Raw genomic sequence first — 17,718 nt, forward strand, 5'->3', positions numbered from 1 at the left:
CTGTGGGGCTTGCTGATTGCCTATACGCTGCTGCGCCGATGGATGCGCAAGATGGCTGAGCACGCGGGCGTGCAGCCTGTGCGCATCAGCTTCCATACGGCCCAGCATGCCATCGTCGGTCTGCTCAACTCAGCCAGCCTCGCCACACCGGGCACGCTGCCCCAACGGCTGGATCAGTTGCTGCAACAGGCCCACTACTTCGTCCTACCGCCACGGCGACCTGAGCGAACCTACCCGCGCGAGGTCAAAAACAGAGCGCACAAGTTCCCAACGAAAAAATGCCAGTCAGCTGTTAACTGACTGGCATTGGCCCCTCAGGGAGATGGTCGCCTGCACGTGGGCCGCGCTGCCGCCGTTGCCACCGGGCCCCTGCAGATCGGAGCCCGCCCCGCCGCCGCCGCCGCCCGAGACCTCCACCGCCATGGACACTGCATTGGCCGGCACCGTCAGCGTATAGCCGTTGGCGTTGTATTGGTGGGTGTCCAGCAGGACCAGGTCCGCCGCGGCAGAACGCCCGGCAAAAGCCAGCATCACGGACACCGCGATCCATGTGCCGGTGCGGAACCGTTTCGCCATGGCCTGGGGGATGGGAGCTGTCGAAGCGGTTTTCATCTGCCTGTTACCGGTTGCCCCCCCCGATCCGCCATGTCCGGAGACGTCCGGCAAGCTCCGGGTTTCGGGGGAAACGCGCGGTGAGCCGGAATGATGTGGCGAGCATCATCTTTTTCTTTTTGAAACAATAGGATTGATCTTGTTCCTTTGATGCGAACTGTCCCTGCGGCCATGCGAAGGCGTGATTCGAAAGCCGAAGGCCTTATCGGTCTGGTTCGGAATGCATGGCGCCGACGACGCGGGCGAACGCCTGCTACAGGGTGATGCGCGCCCGCGAAATGCCCCGCACGGGAACCCCTGTCCTGTGGCCACTGGTAGGTGCAGCGCACGATCCCACCAGACACCTGGCACCGAACTGCGTCCCGGGTGGTCGGCAGGCCGTGCGCCGCCCGGGCGGCACGCTCTGCGCGGCCGCCCGGCTCCAACATTCCCCATGTCCACCCCAAGCACCGATGCACGGCACCGCAATGGCATCGGCGGAATGCAAAAACGCCCGGTTCAACTCAACGATTCGATCAGGTCGATGTACTGCTGCCTGGCCGCATCGCCGGCCGTGCCCTTGAGCTTCTCCCAGGCGTCCCACTTGGCGCGGCCGACCACGTCGGTGAAGCTCGGCTTCTTCTCGGCGTTGTCGCCCGCCGTGGCCTGCTTGTAGAGCGCGTAGATCTTGAGCAGCGTGGGGTTGTCCGGGCGCTCGCTGAGGTTCTTGGAGTTGGCGACGGCGGTTTCGAAAGCGGCGTTCAGGTCGGACATGGGGGCTCGGTCTCCGGGTGGTCGGTGTGAAGGGGTCGAGCACCTATCTTAAAACGTCAGTCAAAACGTCTCCCAATCGTCCGAGGCCCCTGCCGTGGCGGTGGCGCGCGCCGCCGGCGGGGCGGACGGCGCGGGCGCCTTGGGCGCGGAGGGAGCCCCATGGCCCAGCCTGCGAGCCTCTCCCGCCCCCGCGAGCGCCGGCCGCGCGGCGGGGCGCTCCACCCTCGGAGCCGGGGGCTGCGGCGCAGGGGCCGGGTGCAGGTGCACGGCGGCGACCGGCGCCGGGCCGCCATGCGGCTCCCCGGCGCCCAGCCGGAACACCGCCACGGCACGCACCAGTTCGGCCGCCTGCATGCGCAGGCTGCTCGCGGCCGCGGCCATCTGCTCGACCAGCGCGGCGTTCTGCTGGGTCGCCTGGTCCACGTGGGTGATGGCCTCGGCGATCTGGTCCACGCCCTGGCTCTGCTCGGAGCTGGACGCGCTGATCTCGCCCATGAGGTCGGTGGCGCGGCGGATCGAGGCCACCACCTCGGTCATCGTGGCGCCGGCCTTGTCCACCAGCGCGCTGCCCCGGTTCACCCGCTCCACGCTCTCGGTGATGAGCGACTTGATCTCCTTGGCGGCCGTGGCGCTGCGCTGCGCGAGCGTGCGCACCTCGGCCGCCACCACCGCGAAGCCCCGGCCCTGCTCGCCCGCGCGGGCCGCTTCCACGGCGGCATTGAGCGCCAGGATGTTGGTCTGGAAGGCGATGGAATCGATCACGCCGATGATGTCGTTGATCTGGCTGCTGCTGTGGTGGATGCCCTTCATGGTGCCCACCACGTCCGCCACCACCGCGCCGCCCTGGGCCGCTACGCTGGAGGCCGCCTGGGCCAGCTCGTTGGCGCGGCGCGCGCTGTCGGCGTTCTGCCGCACGGTGGAGCCCAGCTGCTCCATCGACGCGGCGGTCTGCTCCAGCGCCGAAGCCTGCCGCTCGGTGCGCGAGGACAGGTCGTGGTTGCCCGCCGCGATCTCGCTGCTGGCGGCCGACACGCTCTCGGCGCTGGAGCGCACGGTGGCCACCACCCCGGACAGGTGCTCGCGCATGTCGCCCAGCCCGGCCATGATGCTGCCGGCATCGCCCGAGCGCACGGGCACCGGCACGGACAGATCGCCCTCCGCCACGGCCAGCGCCACGTGCCGCAGCTCGGGCGGATCGCCGCCCAGCTGCCGCACCACCGTCCGCAGGTACAGGCCCAGCCCCGCGAGGCAGACCACCACCGCCAGCATGGCCGCCGTGGCGATGTTGCGGCCGAAGTCCGCGAACTGCTGCACCTCGCCGATGCGGTCCGACAGGCGCTCGACCTGCCGCGCCTTCTCGATCCCGAGCGGCGACAGCAGCCGGTTGCGCGCGGGGATGGTGCGGTCCACGAGGAAGGCGAAGGCCTCCTCCTTGCGCCCGGCCTGGATGAGCTGCAGGTTCTCGGTGCCCACGGCCCAGAAATCCTGCATGAGCGCGGGCAGCGGCTCATAGGCCCGGCGGCCGTCGTCCGAGATCATGCCCTTGCCGAAGGCGTCCAGCGTGTCCAGCAGCAGTACCTTCTTCTGGGTGATGTCGGCCAGCGTGGCGTTCAACTCCTCGGGGTTGCGCGAGAGGATCGCATGGCGCAGTTGCAGCGACACCCGCGTCACGTTGAGCTCCAGGTCCGCGATGCGCTGGAGCTGCGGAACGTTGAAGGCCCGCACGACTTCGGCATCGCGGCTGAGCCGCGCCATCATGATCCAGAGAGCGGCCGTGACCACCGCCAGCAACACGAACATGGCGCCATTGATCGCCACGAGACGCTGGGCCAGAGTCCAGCCCGACCGTTGAAACGCCATGGTTTCTCCCTCCCGCAGTGGGTGAACGGCCGCAGACCCTCCCTGATATGCGCTCAACCGACCACGGTCACGGCCTGTGGTGGAATTGATTTAGTGGGGCCATTGTTTGCGGGAATGCCGAAAAAGGCCAGAGGCAGAGCGGGATCGGACGGGGATTTTTCGTCGCGCTTCGTCGCGCCGTCCCATGCAGCGGCACGGCCGGGCGCCCTGGCGACCCCGGAAGGCCCGAGCCGGGCGGTTTCACGGCGCGCCCTGCGCCCCGGCGATCCGTCACGCGGAATCAGGGCATGCGTCCACGCGGCGGACCGGCACCGGCCGCGCGCTCGGAACATGTTCACCCTCTCCGTTTTCCATGGCGCTGCACGCTACCCGCAACGCATGGAACCGGCGCGGCCAGGCCAGCGGCCGCCGCGCAAGGGCCGCCCCGCCGCGCTGGCGGCGTCCCCCTCCCGCATCGCGCAAGCGAGGCACGAGAGGGGGAAGGTGCGAGGCGCCTCAGGGGGTGCCGTTCATCTCGGCGTGGCGAGCCACTGCCGCGCCAGCTCCACCCAGTAGGTGGCGCCCAGGGGCAGCAGGTCGTCGTTGAAGTCGTAGCTCGGGTTGTGCAGCGTGCAGGGGCCGCCGCCATGGCCCATCTCGCGGTGCGCGCCCTCGCCGTTGCCGATGAAGCAATAGGCGCCGGGCCGGGCCTGCAGCATGAAGGCGAAGTCCTCCGCGCCCATGGTGGGCTCCTGCGGGATCACACCGGCCTCGCCCACGATGCCCTGCATCACCTTGCGCGCGAAGTCGGCCTCGGCCGGCGAGTTCACGGTGGGCGGGTAGTTGCGGTGGAACGAGAACTCGCACACGGCGTCGTGCGCGGCGCAGACGTGCTCGGCCACCTGCTTCATGCGGCGCTCGATCATGTCGAGCACCTCGATGGTGAAGGTGCGCACCGTGCCCTGCATCTCGCAGCTGTCGGGCACCACGTTGGTGGCCTCGCCCGTGTGGATCATGGTGACCGAGATCACGCCCGCGTCCACCGGTTTCTTGTTGCGGCTGATGATGTTCTGGAAGGCCTGCACCATCTGGCAGGCCACGGGCACGGGGTCGATGCCCATGTGCGGCATGGCCGCGTGGCAGCCCTTGCCGCGGATGACGATGCGGAACTCGTTGGACGAGGCCATCACCGGGCCCGCGCTCGCCGCGAACTGGCCGGCCTTCATGCCGGGCCAGTTGTGCATGCCGAACACGGCCTCCACCGGGAACTGCGTGAAGAGGCCGTCCTCGATCATCACGCGCGCGCCGCCGCCGCCCTCTTCCGCAGGCTGGAAGATGAGGTACACGGTGCCGTCGAAATCGCGGTGCCGCGCGAGATGCTGGGCCGCGCCCAGCAGCATGGCCGTGTGGCCGTCGTGGCCGCAGGCGTGCATCTTGCCGGGGTGGGTGCTGGCGTGCGCGAAGGTGTTGAACTCGGTGATGGGCAGCGCGTCCATGTCGGCCCGCAGGCCCAGGGCGCGGCCCGAGGCACCGCCGTCGCGGCCGTGCACGATGCCCACCACGCCGGTCTTGCCCAGGCCGCGGTGGGCGGGGATGCCCCACTCGGCAAGCTTGGCGGCCACGATGTCGGCAGTGCGCACTTCCTCGAAGCAGAGTTCCGGATGGGCATGGATGTCGCGGCGCACGGCGGCGATGGCCGCAGCCTCGGTGACGATCGAATCGATGAGTTTCATAATGGATGTCTTCCTTGGTTCTGACAGTCTAGCCCTGCCCCCGCGAGCGCACCAGACAGGGTTATTCCACCTCGCACGATGATTTCCGACCACGCCCTCTCGCTCGCCCAGGCCCTGGTGCGCATGAACACCGTGAGCCACCGCTCGAACCTGGAACTCATCGATTTCGTGCGGACGGAACTCGCGCGCCTGGGCGTGAAATGCCGGCTGACGCACGACGCAAGCAAGACCAAGGCCAATCTCTTCGCCACGCTGGGCGAGGGCAAGCCGGCCGGCATCATCCTCTCGGGCCACACCGACACCGTGCCCTGGGACGGCCAGGACTGGAGCGTGGACCCGCTCTCGTCCACCGTGCGGGACGGCCGCCTCTACGGCCGGGGCAGCGCCGACATGAAGGCCTTCATCGCCATCGCGCTCTCTCAGGCCCAGCGCTTCCTGGAAAGCGATGCGCCCTTCGCCATCCACTACGCCTTCAGCTACGACGAGGAGGTGGGCTGCTTCGGCGCGCGCGAGCTCATCGCCGACCTGCGCGATGCCGGCGTGCGCCCGCTCGCCTGCATCGTGGGCGAGCCCACGAACATGGTGCCGGCCATCGCGCACAAGGGCGTCTATCGCTACCGCTGCTGCGTGCGCGGCAAGGAGGCGCACTCCTCGCTCACGCCGCATTCGGTGAACGCCATCGAGATGGCCGCGCGCGTGGTGGGCCGCGTGCGCGACATGGCCGAGGGCTTCGAGCGCGAGGAAGCGCGCTTCGACGGCTTCGACGTGCCCTTCTCCACCGCCAGCGTGGGGCAGTTCCACGGCGGCATCGCCGACAACGTGGTGCCGCGCGACGCCGAGTTCCGCTACGAATTCCGCGACCTGCCCACGGCCGACGCCGCGCGCATGCAGGCCGAGGTGGTGGCCTACGCGCGCTCGCTGGAGCCCGCGATGCAGGCGGTGTCGCCGCGCGCCGGCTTCACCTTCGAGCCGATCTGCGAGATCCCGAGCTTCCTGGGCAGCGCGGGCGATCCGGTCACGCGGCTCGCCCAGCGCCTCGCGGGCGAGGCCGGCACCACGCTCGTGGCCTTCGGCACCGAGGCGGGCCTCTTCAAGAACGCGGGCATCTCCACCGTGGTGTGCGGGCCCGGCAGCATCCAGCAGGCGCACCAGCCCGACGAATACGTGAGCCTGGAGCAGCTCGCGCGCTGCGAGGCCTTCATGCGCGGCCTGGCCGACACGCGGGACTTCGGCGGCGCCTGACCTCCCGCGCAGCGCGGCGCCGCGGGCAAAGCGCGGGGGTTGCTACACCCGCACGCGGCCGTCGCCGGTCAGCATGGACATCTCGACGAAGCGCGAGCCGGCATGGCTGCCCGCGCTGAAGTTCATCGGGAAGCCCGACACCTGCCCGTTGCCCAGGGCCTCCAGGCCGCTGATGAGCGCATCGCGCGTGACCTTGCCGCCGGCCTGCCGCAGCCCTTCGGTGAAGACGCGGGCGGCCACGTAGCCTTCCATGCTGGAATAGTTGATCTGCACCTTGCCGCCGGCTTTCTTCACGGCCTCCTGGAACTCACGCGCGATCTGCCGCGTGGACTGGTAGGGCGAGGGCATGACCTGCGAGACCACCACGCCGGTCGCGTCCTTGCCCAGCGCGTCGGCCAGCGCCTGCGTGCCGACGAAGGAGAGGTTGTAGACCGTGCCCCCATAGCCCGCCTTGCGCGCGGCGCGCACGAAGGCGGCGCTGGCCGCGTAGGTGGTGATCTGCACGATGGCCTCGGGCTGGGCCGCCACGAGCTTCTTCACGGCGGCGGCCACGTCCACGGAATTGCGGGCCACGGTGGCCTCGGCGACGGGCTTGAGCTTCTGTTCAGCGAGGGCCGCGGTAATGCCTTCGAGGCCGGCCTTGCCGTAGGCGTCGTCCTGGTGGAACACGCCGATCTTGTGGATGCCCAGGTTGGTGAGCTGGCGCACGATCACGGCGGTTTCGTCGTTGTAGGAGGCGCGCACGTGGAAGATGAGCCGGTTGAACGGCTGGCGCAGGGCCTCGGCGCCCGTGAACGGCGCGAAGAACGGCACCTTGGCCTGCGAGAAGATCGGCAGCGCCGCGAGGCTGGTGGGCGTGCCCACGTAGCCGAAGAGGGCCAGCACGTCCTGCTCGATGAACTTGCGCGTGTTGGCGGCGCAGCGGTCGGGCTCGTAGCCGTCGTCGAGCGTTTTCAGCTCCACCGGCCGGCGGCCGATGCCGCCCTGCGCGTTGAGCAGGTCGAAGTAAAGCTTGGCGCCCGCATGGAACTGCACGCCCAGCTGGGCGGCCGGCCCCGAGAACGGCGCGGACTGCCCCAGCACGATGGGCCCCTCGCCCTGGGAACGCACCAGGCCGGTCCCCGCGACCGCGGCGGCTCCCAGGCCGATGGAAAACCGTCTGCGCGCCAGCGAAACATGCTTCATGGTGAAATCCCCGTGCGTTGTGATGGCTCCGTCCGCAAAGGGCGGGCTGTGTGAAATCATCCGGAAAAGACGAGGCCTCCCCGCCCACCCCCGAGTGTTGGCGGAGTGTATCGGCCGCTATAGCACCATGTCCACGAATCTCCCCCCTTCCGCCCCGGTTGCCGGAGCGGGCTCCACCATCCAGGTGCGCGGCGCCTGCCCCCACGACTGTCCCGACACCTGCGCCTTCCTCACCACGGTGGAGAACGGCGTGGCCGTGCGCGTGCAGGGCAACCCGGCCCACCCCCATACCGACGGCGCGCTGTGCGCCAAGGTGTCGCGCTACGCCGAGCGCACGAACCACCCCGACCGCATCCTCACGCCGCTGCGGCGCGCCGGCCCCAAGGGCAGCGGCCGCTTCGAGCCGGTGGGCTGGGACGAGGCGCTCGCCGACATCGCCGCGCGCCTGGCGGCCATCGCCGCGCGCGATCCGCAGGCCATCCTGCCCTACAGCTACGCCGGCACCATGGGCCTCGTGCAGGGCGAGAGCATGGACCGGCGCTTCTTCCACCGCCTGGGCGCGTCGCTGCTGGGCCGCACCATCTGCGCCTCGGCCGGCGGCGAGGGGCTCAACCAGACGCTGGGCGGCAAGGTGGGCATGAAGGTGGAGCATTTCGCCGAATCCGGGCTGATCCTGATCTGGGGCAGCAACTCCATCGGCAGCAACCTGCATTTCTGGCGCTATGCGCAGCAGGCCAAGCGCGCGGGCGCCAAGCTGGTGTGCATCGACCCGCGCAAGAGCGAGACCGCCGACAAGTGCCACGAGCACCTGCAGCTGCTGCCGGGCACCGACGGCGCGCTGGCGCTCGCCCTCATGCACGAGCTGATCGTTCACGACTGGCTGGACCACGACTACATCGCGCGCCACACGCTGGGCTGGGAGGGCCTGCGCGAGCGCGCCCTGGCCTGGCCCCCCGAGCGCGCCGCCGCCGTGTGCGGCCTGCCCGTGGAGCAGATCCGCCAGCTCGCGCGCGACTACGGCACCACGCGGCCCGCGGCCATCCGCCTCAACTACGGCATGCAGCGCGCGCGCGGCGGCGGCAACGCCACGCGCGCCGCGGCCTGCCTGCCCGCGCTCGTGGGCGCGTGGCGGCACCGCGCGGGCGGGCTGCTGCTGTCCAGCTCCGGCCAGTTCCCCGTGCAGCGCGCGGCGCTGCAGCGGCCCGACCTGGTCCCGGCCGGGCTGCGGCCGCGCACGGTCAACATGTCCACCATCGGCGACGACCTGCTGCGCGCGGCCTCGCCGGATTTCGGCCCGCGCATCGAGGCCGTGGTGGTCTACAACAGCAACCCCGTGGCGGTGGCGCCGGAATCGGCCAAGGTGGCGCGCGGCTTCGCGCAGGAAGACCTCTTCACCGTGGTGCTGGAGCACTTCCAGACCGACACGGCCGACCATGCCGACTACATCCTGCCCGCCACCACCCAGCTCGAACACTGGGACGTGCACGTGGCCTACGGCCACACCGACGTGCTGCTCAACCGCCCGGCCATCGCGCCGCTGGGGCAGGCGAAATCCAACGCCCAGGTGTTCCGCGAGCTGGCCGCGCGCATGGGTTTCACCGAGCCCTGCTTCGCGGACGACGACGAGGCCCTGTGCCACCAGGCCTACGGCCCGCACGTGGATTTCGAGCAACTGCTGGGCACGGGCTTCGCCACCCTGCCCATCCCCGATGCACCGTTCGCGGAAGGCGGCTTTCCCACGCCCTCGGGCCGCTGCGAATTCCACAGCGCGCGGCTGGCCGCGCAGGGGCTCGACCCGCTGCCGGATTACCTGCCCAACCACGAGCCCGGCCGGCCCGGCGCGCGCTACCCGCTGGCCATGATCTCGCCGCCCGCGCGCAACTTCCTCAACTCCACCTTCGTGAACGTCCGGAGCCTGCGCAACATCGAGACCGAGCCCGTGCTGGAGATGCACCCCGAGGACGCCGCCGCGCGCGGCATCGACGACGGCGCCGCCGTGCGCGTCTTCAACGACCGGGGCAGCTACCAGTGCCGCGCCACGCTCAACGGCCGCGCACGCGCGGGCGTGGTCCACGGCCTGGGCATCTGGTGGCGCAAGTTCGGCATGAACGGCACCAACGTGAACGAGGTCACCGGCCAGGCCCTCACCGACATGGGCGCCGCACCCACGTTCTACGACTGCGCGGTGGAGGTGGAATTGCTCGGTACCTGATCCGTTTCTGCGTGCCCTGGCCCGGCCAGAGCGAAAACGACGACCTGTGACGCGTTTCAAAGGAGAACATGCGCCACCGTCATCTTCATGCACTGGGTAATCACCCGACAGGGCGTGCCCTACACGCCGTACTACATCAGTCGATCACGTGGTCTGCCCCGTAGGCATTGACCCATTCGTGCATGTTGTGATTGATCTGGTAGTTTCCATCTCTATGCTGAAACTTCAGTTTCGTCTTCAAATCCAGATCCCGCACGCCCTGGCCGGTCCATGAATCAACGATGGCGCCTTTGGGAAATTCGTCATTCGGATCGATAACCACATAGTTGTGGCTCAGCTTGTGATTGCTGTAAATCTTGAAGTCGGAGATTCCAAGCTTGTGCCGCAAATGCAAGCCGATCTCCAATGCTTGTATGTCGCAATTCGAGAATCCGGCTTCCCTGCACTTCTCAATGCATTTCGTCAGTTGCTCCGGGCTCATTTCAATAGCACCCCGCAGGTTGCCGCTGGACGTACGATAGATCCGACTCTGTTGAAGATCCGCCAATTTTTTCAACGTCTCAGAGGAGAATGTGCGTTTGGCCGTTTCCCGGTATTGCTGAGCCCTGCGCAGCGTCATCAAGGAATCGTCATCCGACTTATGGGACTTGTTGAGCCGCCCCATGGCGGTTTGATAGCCCGTTGTCGATAGTTGTGTCCGGTCACTTACGCGCTGGACCAACTCATCGATGGAGCGACGCAGGGATGAGCGAGAAGATGATCCAGAAATATTGTCCATTGTGATTCCACGGATTCAGCAACGCTTTTGAGCGCCAGCCATAAAGGAAAAGCATTCATTCCTTCCGAGAATGCCAGCCACCAAAGGTAAAGCCCAAGGCCCGAACGAATTAGGCTGTCATTTAGCGAAGTATCTCGGGATAACCCCAGGCAAGAACAACGCGCAACGCTCACTGCGGCATCGACGGCAGCTCCTGCGGCCGCAGGTCGAACACCAGCACCTCGGCGCCCTCGCCGGCCGAGAACGTGAGGGCGCCTGCCTGGCGCACCCGGGCGCCGTCGCCTTCCGCGAGGCGCTCGCCGTTCACCGCGACGCTGCCGCGCGCCACGTGCACATAGACGTTGCGGCCGGGGCCCACGTCCAGCGTGGCGGATTCGCCGGCGCCGTCGAACAGGCCCGCATAGACCCGGGCGTCCTGGTGCACGCCGAGGGCGCCGTCCTCGCCCTCGGGCGAGATGATCAGGCGCAGGCGGCCGCGCTTCTCGGCGTCGGTGAAGTGGCGCTGCTGGTAGCGGGGCTCGGCGCCGCGCAGGCCCGGCACGATCCAGATCTGCAGGAAGTGCACGGGCGCTTCGGCGGAGGGGTTGAACTCGCTGTGGCGCACGCCGGTGCCGGCGCTCATCATCTGCACGTCGCCGGGGCGGATCACCGAGCCCGTGCCCATGGAGTCCTTGTGCTCGAGCGCGCCTTCCAGCACGTACGAGAAGATTTCCATGTCGCGGTGCGGGTGGGTGCCGAAGCCCTGGCCGGGCGCCACGCGGTCGTCGTTGATCACCAGCAGGTCCGAGAAGCCCTGCTGCGCCGGGTCGTGGTAGTGGCCGAACGAGAAGGTGTGGCGGGACTGGAGCCAGCCGTGGTTGGCGTGGCCGCGCTGGGAAGCCTTGCGGATGTCGAGCATGGTGCGTTTCCTTTCATTCACTTTCGATGGTATTCACACTGTCTTCGGGGCAGACCTCCCCGGGGGTATCCAGAGGGGTCGTTTCGCTTTCAGTGCGTCGATGGAGAAAGTATCGGGCGCCTTGACATGCATCAGGTTGAAAGGTTTCGCCGTCCATCATCGATAATTTCGATGATCTGGATCAAGGACGGAACCCCATGCTCAGACTCTCCCTGGAAGCCATCGAACTGGTGGATGCGATCGCCCGCCACGGCTCGTTCGCGGGGGCCTCGGAACAGCTCCACAAGGTGCCCTCCACCATCTCCTACGCCGTCGCCCGGCTGGAGGAGCAGATGGGCATCGCGCTCTTCACGCGCAACGGCCCGCGCGTGGCGCTCACCCCCGCGGGGGAGGAGCTGCTCAAGGAAGGCCGCTGGCTGCTGGCCGCCGCGCGCCAGCTCGAATCGCGGCTGCGGCAGGTGGCGACGGGCTTCGAGACCGAGCTGCGGCTGGTGCACGACTCGCTGATCCCCACCAGCGCCTTCGCCGAGGACATCCGCGCCTTCGAGGCGCTGGACTGCGGCACGCGCCTGCGCATCGGCTGCGAGGCGCTCACCGGCACCTGGGAGGCGCTGCGCGACGGCCGCGCCGACATCGTGGTGGCGGCGGGCGAAGGCCCCTCGGGCGGGGGCTACAAGGCCGTGGCCGTGGGCCGCCTGGAATTCGTCTTCTGCGTGGCGCCCACGCACCCGCTGGCCGGGCGGGGCCGGCCGCTCTCGCGCAGCGACCTGCTGGAGCACGCGGCCATCGTGGTGGGCGACGGCGCCCGCGCGCTGGGCGACCGCACCGTGGGCCTGCACCTCGGGCAGCACCGCATCACCGTGCCCTCGATGCCGGCCAAGATCGCCTGCCAGGTGGACGGCCTGGGCCACGGCTTCGTGCCGCGCGCCAGCGTGCGCGGCGAGCTGGCGCGCGGCCTGCTCGTGGAATGCGCGGTGGAGGAGCCCCGGCCCGAGGAAACCTTCTGGCTCGCCTGGAAGCCCGAGGCCCGCGGCCGCGCGCTGCAGTGGTGGCGCGAGCGGCTGGCCCGGCCGCTGCTGCCGGGCATCCTGCCGGCCTGACGCCGCGGGCCTGCCACCGATTTGCTACATTTTATATAGCATACTTCCCAATAAATACGGCGACATGGACGGGTTTTCTGCCTGAAACGCACGCCAGGGAGTCCACGGGGCCTGCACGGCGGGCCCGGGCGTGGCCGGGCGTGGCCCCCGTGCCCCGTGCGCCGCCGGTCAGCGCACAGGGCGCTCCGGGGCGGCGGCACCCTCCTCGGGCGCGGCGGGCCACGCCACGCGCTCGACCCGGAAGCCCTGGCGGGCCAGCAGCGCGGGCAGACCCTGGGGGCCCACCATGTGCAGCGCCCCCACGGCCGCGAACACGCTGCGCCCCGCGCGGTGCTCGGCCACGATGGCGCGCGCCATGCCCGGGTTGCGGCCGGCCACCAGCCGGTCGAAGCCGGCGCGCTCCTCGGGCGTGCGCAGGCAGTCGCACCACTGGGGGTAGGTTTCCAGCAGGTTCGCCCGGCCGTCGGCCCAGGCGCGCGCCAGGGTGAGCAGGCCCTGGCGGGCGGCGCCGCCTTCGAGCTGCTCCAGGCCCGAGGCCACGGCCTCGGCCGTCTCGCGCGGGTCGTCGGAGGCCAGCTCGCGGATCTGCAGCTCGGCCGTCTCCAGCGAGAGCACGGGCTTGCGCAGCCCGCGCGCGAGGCCCGCGAGCACGAAGTCGATGCCGTAGGCCGGGTCGAGCCCGTCGCTGCGCGCCGCCAGCGCCACGAGCGAGGCGATCTGCAGCTCGGGCCGCAGCGCGGCCAGACCCGGATCGGCGCACGCGGCCTCGGCCTGCGCGGCCAGGCGCCGGGCCAGTCCGGGCGGCAGCGGGGGCGCGCCGGCCCGGGCGCGAATGGCCTCCTGCAGCGCCGTGGCCACGGCCGGGTCGAGCAGATCGAGTTCGAGCGCGACGCGGTCGCTGGCGCGCACGGCGGCCAGCACCGTGGGGCCGGGCAGCATCCAGTCGCGCCGGGCGGCGTGCAGGGTGCCGTAGAGCCAGCTCGTGCGCCCGCCCTGCTCCACGCGCCAGAGCATGCCGTGGTCCCGCGCCGTGCGCAGGGCCTGCGGGATGGTGGCCGCATCGAGCGGCGTGGCCACGGGCGGGCAGCCTTCCCGCCGCGCCTCGGCGGGGCGGGAGGCGGCGGGCGCATCGGGCACCGCACCGGCCGGGGCCGGCTGGGCCCACGCCGGCGCGGCCAGCACCCAGGCCCATGCCGCCATCCGCCAGCGCACGGCGGCCAGCCCCCTCATCCGGCCGGGGCCGCGATGGCCTGGTCGATGGCGCCGAACAGGCTCTGGCCGGCCTTGTTCTTCATCTCGATGCGGATGGTGTCGCCGAACTTCATGAACTCGGTCGAGGGCTTGCCGTCCTGGATCGTCTCGATGCAGCGCTTCTCGGCGATGCAGCTGTAGCCCTTGGGCCACTCGGTGCGGCCGTTCTGCTCCACGCCCTTGTTGCTCACCGTGCCGCTGCCCACGATGGAGCCGGCGCGCACGTTGCGGGTCTTGCAGATGTGGGCGATGAGCTGGCCGAAGTGGAAGGTCATCTCGGGGCCCGCATCGCACATGCCGACCTTGCGGCCGTTCCAGGTGGACTGCAGCGTGAGGTTCACGCGGCCGCCGTCCCAGGCGTCGCCCAGCTCGTCCAGCGTGACCGCCACGGGGCTGAAGGCGGTGGCGGGCTTGGACTGGAAGAAGCCGAAGCCCTTGGCCAGCTCGGCCGGGATCAGGTTGCGCAGGGAGACGTCGTTGGCCAGCATCACCAGCCGGATGCCGTCCAGCGCCTGCCCGGGCGTGGCACCCATCTTCACGTCGCCGGTCACCACGGCGATCTCGGCCTCGAAATCGATGCCCATGGCCTCGCTGGGCACCACCACGTCGTCGCAGGGGCCCAGAAAGTCGTCGCTGCCGCCCTGGTACATCAGCGGGTCGGTATAGAAGCTTTCGGGAACTTCGGAGTTGCGCGCTTTTCGGACCAGTTCGACGTGGTTGATGTAGGCGGAGCCGTCCGCCCATTGGTAAGCGCGCGGCAGCGGGGCCATGCAGCGCTCGGGCTCGAAGGGGAAGGCGTGGGGGGCGCGGCCGGCGTTGAGCTGGTCGTAGAGGTCCTGCAGTTGCGGCGCCAGGAAGCCCCAGTCGTCCAGCACCTGCTGCAGGCGGCTCGCGATGCCGGTCGCATAATGGGCCGTGCCCAGATCGCGGGAGACGACGACCAGTTGGCCATCGCGGGAACCATCTTTGTAGGTGGCGAGTTTCATGGGCTCAGACCTCTTGTCTCCGAAGGCGCGCCCGCGAGGGATTCCGGGCGCAATTACGAATGGTTAAATTGATTTAACTAAACAAAACTCCAGGAAATTCTATTGCAGATGGACAAGGAACGGGCGGGCATTCAATCGGTGGAAGTGGGCTTCTCGCTGCTGGAGGGCCTCACGCGCAGCCGGGGCCCGCTGATGCTCAAGGACCTCGCCTCCGCCGCCGGCATGAGCGCCGCCAAGGCGCACCGCTACCTCGTGAGCTTCCAGCGCATGGGCCTCGTGTCGCAGGATGCGCGCACCGCCCGCTATGACCTCGGCCCCGCCGCGCTCAAGCTGGGCCTGGCCTCGCTCGCGCGGCTGGACGCCGTGCGGCTGGCCCGTGAACGGCTGCCCGCGCTGCAGGAAGACATCCAGCAGACGCTGGCGCTGGCCGTCTGGGGCAACCGGGGCCCCACCATCGTGCACTGGGAGGAATCGCACCAGTCCGTCACCGCCAACCTGCGGCTGGGCGACGTGATGCCGCTGCTCTCCTCCGCCACCGGCCGCTGCTTCGCGGCCCACCTCGCGCCGGAAGTCACGGCCGGGCTCCTCCAGGAAGAGCTGGCCGACGCCGCCCGGCGCGGGCGCCATGACGTGCCCACCGACCTGGCGGCCGCGCAGGCCCTGCTGGCCGAAGTGCGCGAGCGCGGCTCGGCGCGCGTGGTGGACACGCTGCTGCCCGGCATCGTCGCCTTCTGCGCGCCGGTCTTCGACGCGGGCGGGCACCTGGCGCTGGCCGTGACCACGCTGGGCTCGGTGGCCACCTTCGACCCCGCCTGGGACGGCGCCATCGACCGGCCGCTGCGCGCCATGGCCGACCGGCTCTCCGGCGACCTGGGGTACAGGCAAGGTTGAGATGACACAACCCCCTGTGGCGCTGCGCCGGTTTCATGCGCTGCGCCCTGGACGCGCATGAACCCAGCCGCCCGCATGCCCCGCCCCGCGCGCTCTGCCGCCTCCCCCGTGCACGCGGGAGGCCGCCGATGATGCCGCGCCGCGCGCTGGCGGCGCTCACCGCCCTGGTGCTGGCCCTGCACGCCCTGGTACTGCTGGGCCTGCCGCACTGGGGCGGCGGCACCGGCCAAGGTCAACCCTCGCGCATGGCCTTCCACACGCGCATGCTGGAGCCCGCGCCGCCCGCCGAGCCCCCGCCGGCCGCCCCCGCAGCCCCGGCCGCCGAGGCGCCGCCGCCCCCGCGCCCCCGGCCCGCGCCGGCCCGCAAGCCCCGCCCGCCCACGCCGGCCCCGGCCCCGGCCCCGGCGCAGCCCGCCCCCGAGCCCCCGGTAGCGCCCCCCGCCGACGCGGAGGCCGCCAGCCCCGCACCGGGCGATGGCGGGCCGCAGCCCGCCCTGCCCCCCGCGCCCGAGGAGCCCCCCCCGGGCGCCACGACCGCCGCCGCAGCAGCGGCCCAGGCGGCCGCACTGGCCGCATCCGCCGTGGCCAGCGCCGCAGCACCCGCCCCGGCCCCCGCCGCCAGCACCCCGGACGACACCCGCTCGGCCGGGGTGGAGATCCGCCCGCCCGGGGGCGCCGCCACCGACGCCAGTGCCACGCCGCCCCCCGTGCGCCTGCCCGCGCCCGTGCGCCTCACCTTCGAGGTGAGCGGCCAGGCCAAGAAGTTCGACTACCGCGCCAGCGCCACGCTGGCCTGGCGCCACGACGGCGCGCGCTACGAGGCCCGGCAGGAGATCAAGGCCTTCCTGGTCGGCTCGCGCGCCCAGACCAGCACCGGCCTCGTCACCCCCGCGGGCCTGCAGCCCGAACGCTTCGGCGACAAGGCCCGCAGCGAGCAGGCGGCGCATTTCGACTTCGGCGCGGGCCGCGCCACCTTCAGCGCCAACGCGCCCCCGGTCGCCATCGCCCCGGGCGCGCAGGACCGGCTGAGCGTGTTCATCCAGCTCGGCGCGCTGCTGGCGGCCGCGCCCGAACGCTACCCCGACGGCACGCGCATCACCCTCACCACCGTGGGCACACGCTATGCCGACCGCTGGACCTTCACCGTCGAAGGCACCGAAACCCTGGACCTGCCCGTGGGCCCCACCCCCGCGCTCAAGCTCCAGCGCCTACCCCGCCAGGACTACGACCAGAAGGCCGAGCTGTGGCTGGCGCCCGCGCTGGGCTTCCTGCCCGCGCGCATCCGCATCACCCAGGCCAACGGCGACTACGCCGACCTGCGCCTCTCCGGGCGCGAGGCGCCCTGACCGGCGCGCTGCCAAAGGGGCCTGTGCGGTTTCACCACAGCATTCGTGGAATGCCGCCACGACTTCGCATCCAGCGGCCGCGCCCGTCCGTATTTCGTGAAATACTGTTTCCAGGCATCCGAAGGATGCGTGCCCCGGCGGCGGCCGGCACGCGGGATGCATGGGCCGGGTCTTGAACTTCGGGACCCGGGTGGCCATCTGAACGTAAATACGGCTAAGCCATTGGCGCCATCGTGCCGATAGCCTGTTCGTAGGAACCTTGTGGATCGACAGAGGAACACCATGCACATGCTTTACGACTCCGACACCTTTGTGGTAGTCCATATGCAGCCCGACACCCTCGACGCCGAGGTGCCCGCAGGCGTTCCCCCCGCCCACCAACTGGTGCGGCACGGCTTCGAGATCGTGGACAAGCGCTCCGGCAAGGAGGTCTACCTCGACGGCTCCTGGGCCGAGATGTTCCAGCAGCAGATCCTCGCCTGGCAGCGCGATACGCCCACCCAGGAAGAGGTAGACGACACGCTGGATGGGTATGTGGGGCTGGCGCAGAATCCGGTGGTGGTGCACTGATAGGCACTATCTTCCCGGCGCCTTGGTTCTTTCCGGGCCGGGCACCGGCTGCAGCATCGCGATGACGCACCCTTGGGGTGCGTTTTCTTTTTTGGGGGCGGGTGCAATAGGACGTTCAGTGGTGCGGCATGCGTGCAAGGCGCGGAGCGCCGATCCTGCGCTTGGGGTAGCAAGGGAAATCAATTGAGAGGCGCGAGGAATGCATGCCTGTCATCCATTGGCTTGTACGCCGTCTTTCGGTCTTAGCTTGGTGATGGTGCCAGTGTGACTCGTTAAAAGGCTGCTGTCGGCCAGAAGCTGACCCCACGCCTCGCTGATGCGC

At 70.0% G+C, this 17,718-nt stretch carries 15 protein-coding genes and 1 pseudogene; 7 read left to right on the top strand and 9 right to left on the bottom strand.

The genetic code is table 11. The annotated features are described in order from the left end of the window. Positions 1-300 (top strand): annotated as a pseudogene (locus AX018_RS25215) (IS4 family transposase); the annotation flags it as partial. Here the strand turns inward: AX018_RS25215 and AX018_RS09435 are convergent. From AX018_RS09435 to AX018_RS09450, 4 genes are all read right to left on the bottom strand, one after another. Then, positions 286-576, bottom strand: coding sequence for a glycine-rich domain-containing protein (locus tag AX018_RS09435; RefSeq protein ID WP_111877040.1), 291 nt, complete (start codon positions 574-576; stop codon positions 286-288). The pseudogene AX018_RS25215 and the gene AX018_RS09435 sit on opposite strands and share 15 nt — an antisense overlap. Positions 577-1,110: 534 nt before the next feature. Then, entirely contained in the window at positions 1,111-1,365 is a 255-nt protein-coding gene (locus tag AX018_RS09440) for an acyl-CoA-binding protein (RefSeq protein WP_111877041.1), read from the bottom strand. A 60-nt stretch (positions 1,366-1,425) separates the two neighbouring features. Further along, positions 1,426-3,225 (bottom strand): methyl-accepting chemotaxis protein, encoded by a 1,800-nt coding sequence (locus tag AX018_RS09445; RefSeq protein WP_111877042.1) that lies wholly within the window; start codon positions 3,223-3,225, stop codon positions 1,426-1,428. Between the two features lie 509 nt (positions 3,226-3,734). Next, entirely contained in the window at positions 3,735-4,937 is a 1,203-nt protein-coding gene (locus AX018_RS09450; RefSeq protein WP_111877043.1) for a M20 aminoacylase family protein, read from the bottom strand. Positions 4,938-5,015: 78 nt separating this feature from the next. On the opposite strand from AX018_RS09450, the gene argE reads away from it, so the two are divergent. After that, on the top strand, positions 5,016-6,179 hold the full coding sequence (gene argE, locus AX018_RS09455; protein WP_111877044.1) for an acetylornithine deacetylase: 1,164 nt from the start codon (positions 5,016-5,018) through the stop codon (positions 6,177-6,179). 42 nt (positions 6,180-6,221) lie between these two features. On the opposite strand, the gene AX018_RS09460 is transcribed toward argE, so the two are convergent. Then, on the bottom strand, positions 6,222-7,364 hold the full coding sequence (locus tag AX018_RS09460; RefSeq protein ID WP_111877045.1) for an ABC transporter substrate-binding protein: 1,143 nt from the start codon (positions 7,362-7,364) through the stop codon (positions 6,222-6,224). A gap of 127 nt (positions 7,365-7,491) precedes the next feature. Here AX018_RS09460 and AX018_RS09465 point away from each other — a divergent pair, with 127 nt between their 5' ends. After that, on the top strand, positions 7,492-9,576 hold the full coding sequence (locus AX018_RS09465; protein ID WP_111877046.1) for a molybdopterin-containing oxidoreductase family protein: 2,085 nt from the start codon (positions 7,492-7,494) through the stop codon (positions 9,574-9,576). 136 nt (positions 9,577-9,712) lie between these two features. On the opposite strand, the gene AX018_RS09470 is transcribed toward AX018_RS09465, so the two are convergent. Together AX018_RS09470 and AX018_RS09475 are read right to left on the bottom strand one after the other, a co-directional pair. Beyond that, positions 9,713-10,354 carry a type III effector gene (locus tag AX018_RS09470; protein ID WP_111877047.1) on the bottom strand — a complete coding sequence of 214 codons (642 nt, stop codon included), beginning with the start codon at positions 10,352-10,354 and terminating at the stop codon, positions 9,713-9,715. Positions 10,355-10,523: 169 nt separating this feature from the next. After that, positions 10,524-11,252 carry a pirin family protein gene (locus tag AX018_RS09475; RefSeq protein WP_111877048.1) on the bottom strand — a complete coding sequence of 243 codons (729 nt, stop codon included), beginning with the start codon at positions 11,250-11,252 and terminating at the stop codon, positions 10,524-10,526. Positions 11,253-11,449: 197 nt separating this feature from the next. On the opposite strand from AX018_RS09475, the gene AX018_RS09480 reads away from it, so the two are divergent. Next, complete coding sequence (locus tag AX018_RS09480) at positions 11,450-12,352, top strand: LysR family transcriptional regulator (RefSeq protein ID WP_111877049.1); 903 nt, start codon at positions 11,450-11,452, stop codon at positions 12,350-12,352. A gap of 168 nt (positions 12,353-12,520) precedes the next feature. Here AX018_RS09480 and AX018_RS09485 read toward each other — a convergent pair whose 3' ends face one another. Together AX018_RS09485 and AX018_RS09490 are read right to left on the bottom strand one after the other, a co-directional pair. Then, on the bottom strand, positions 12,521-13,582 hold the full coding sequence (locus AX018_RS09485) for a TraB/GumN family protein (protein ID WP_111877050.1): 1,062 nt from the start codon (positions 13,580-13,582) through the stop codon (positions 12,521-12,523). Then, positions 13,579-14,589, bottom strand: coding sequence for a fumarylacetoacetate hydrolase family protein (locus AX018_RS09490; RefSeq protein ID WP_111877051.1), 1,011 nt, complete (start codon positions 14,587-14,589; stop codon positions 13,579-13,581). The genes AX018_RS09485 and AX018_RS09490 overlap by 4 nt, the downstream gene beginning before the upstream one ends. Positions 14,590-14,697: 108 nt before the next feature. Between AX018_RS09490 and AX018_RS09495 the strand changes: the two genes are divergently transcribed. From AX018_RS09495 to AX018_RS09505, 3 genes are all read left to right on the top strand, one after another. Continuing rightward, positions 14,698-15,480 carry an IclR family transcriptional regulator gene (locus tag AX018_RS09495; protein ID WP_111877052.1) on the top strand — a complete coding sequence of 261 codons (783 nt, stop codon included), beginning with the start codon at positions 14,698-14,700 and terminating at the stop codon, positions 15,478-15,480. Positions 15,481-15,611: 131 nt separating this feature from the next. Next, on the top strand, positions 15,612-16,826 hold the full coding sequence (locus AX018_RS09500) for a DUF3108 domain-containing protein (RefSeq protein WP_111877125.1): 1,215 nt from the start codon (positions 15,612-15,614) through the stop codon (positions 16,824-16,826). 282 nt (positions 16,827-17,108) lie between these two features. After that, positions 17,109-17,396 carry a BTH_I0359 family protein gene (locus AX018_RS09505; protein ID WP_111877053.1) on the top strand — a complete coding sequence of 96 codons (288 nt, stop codon included), beginning with the start codon at positions 17,109-17,111 and terminating at the stop codon, positions 17,394-17,396. The last annotated feature ends 322 nt before the right edge of the window (positions 17,397-17,718 follow it).

Origin of the sequence: Paracidovorax anthurii (genome assembly GCF_003269065.1) — a bacterium.
Taxonomy (GTDB): domain Bacteria; phylum Pseudomonadota; class Gammaproteobacteria; order Burkholderiales; family Burkholderiaceae_C; genus Paracidovorax; species Paracidovorax anthurii.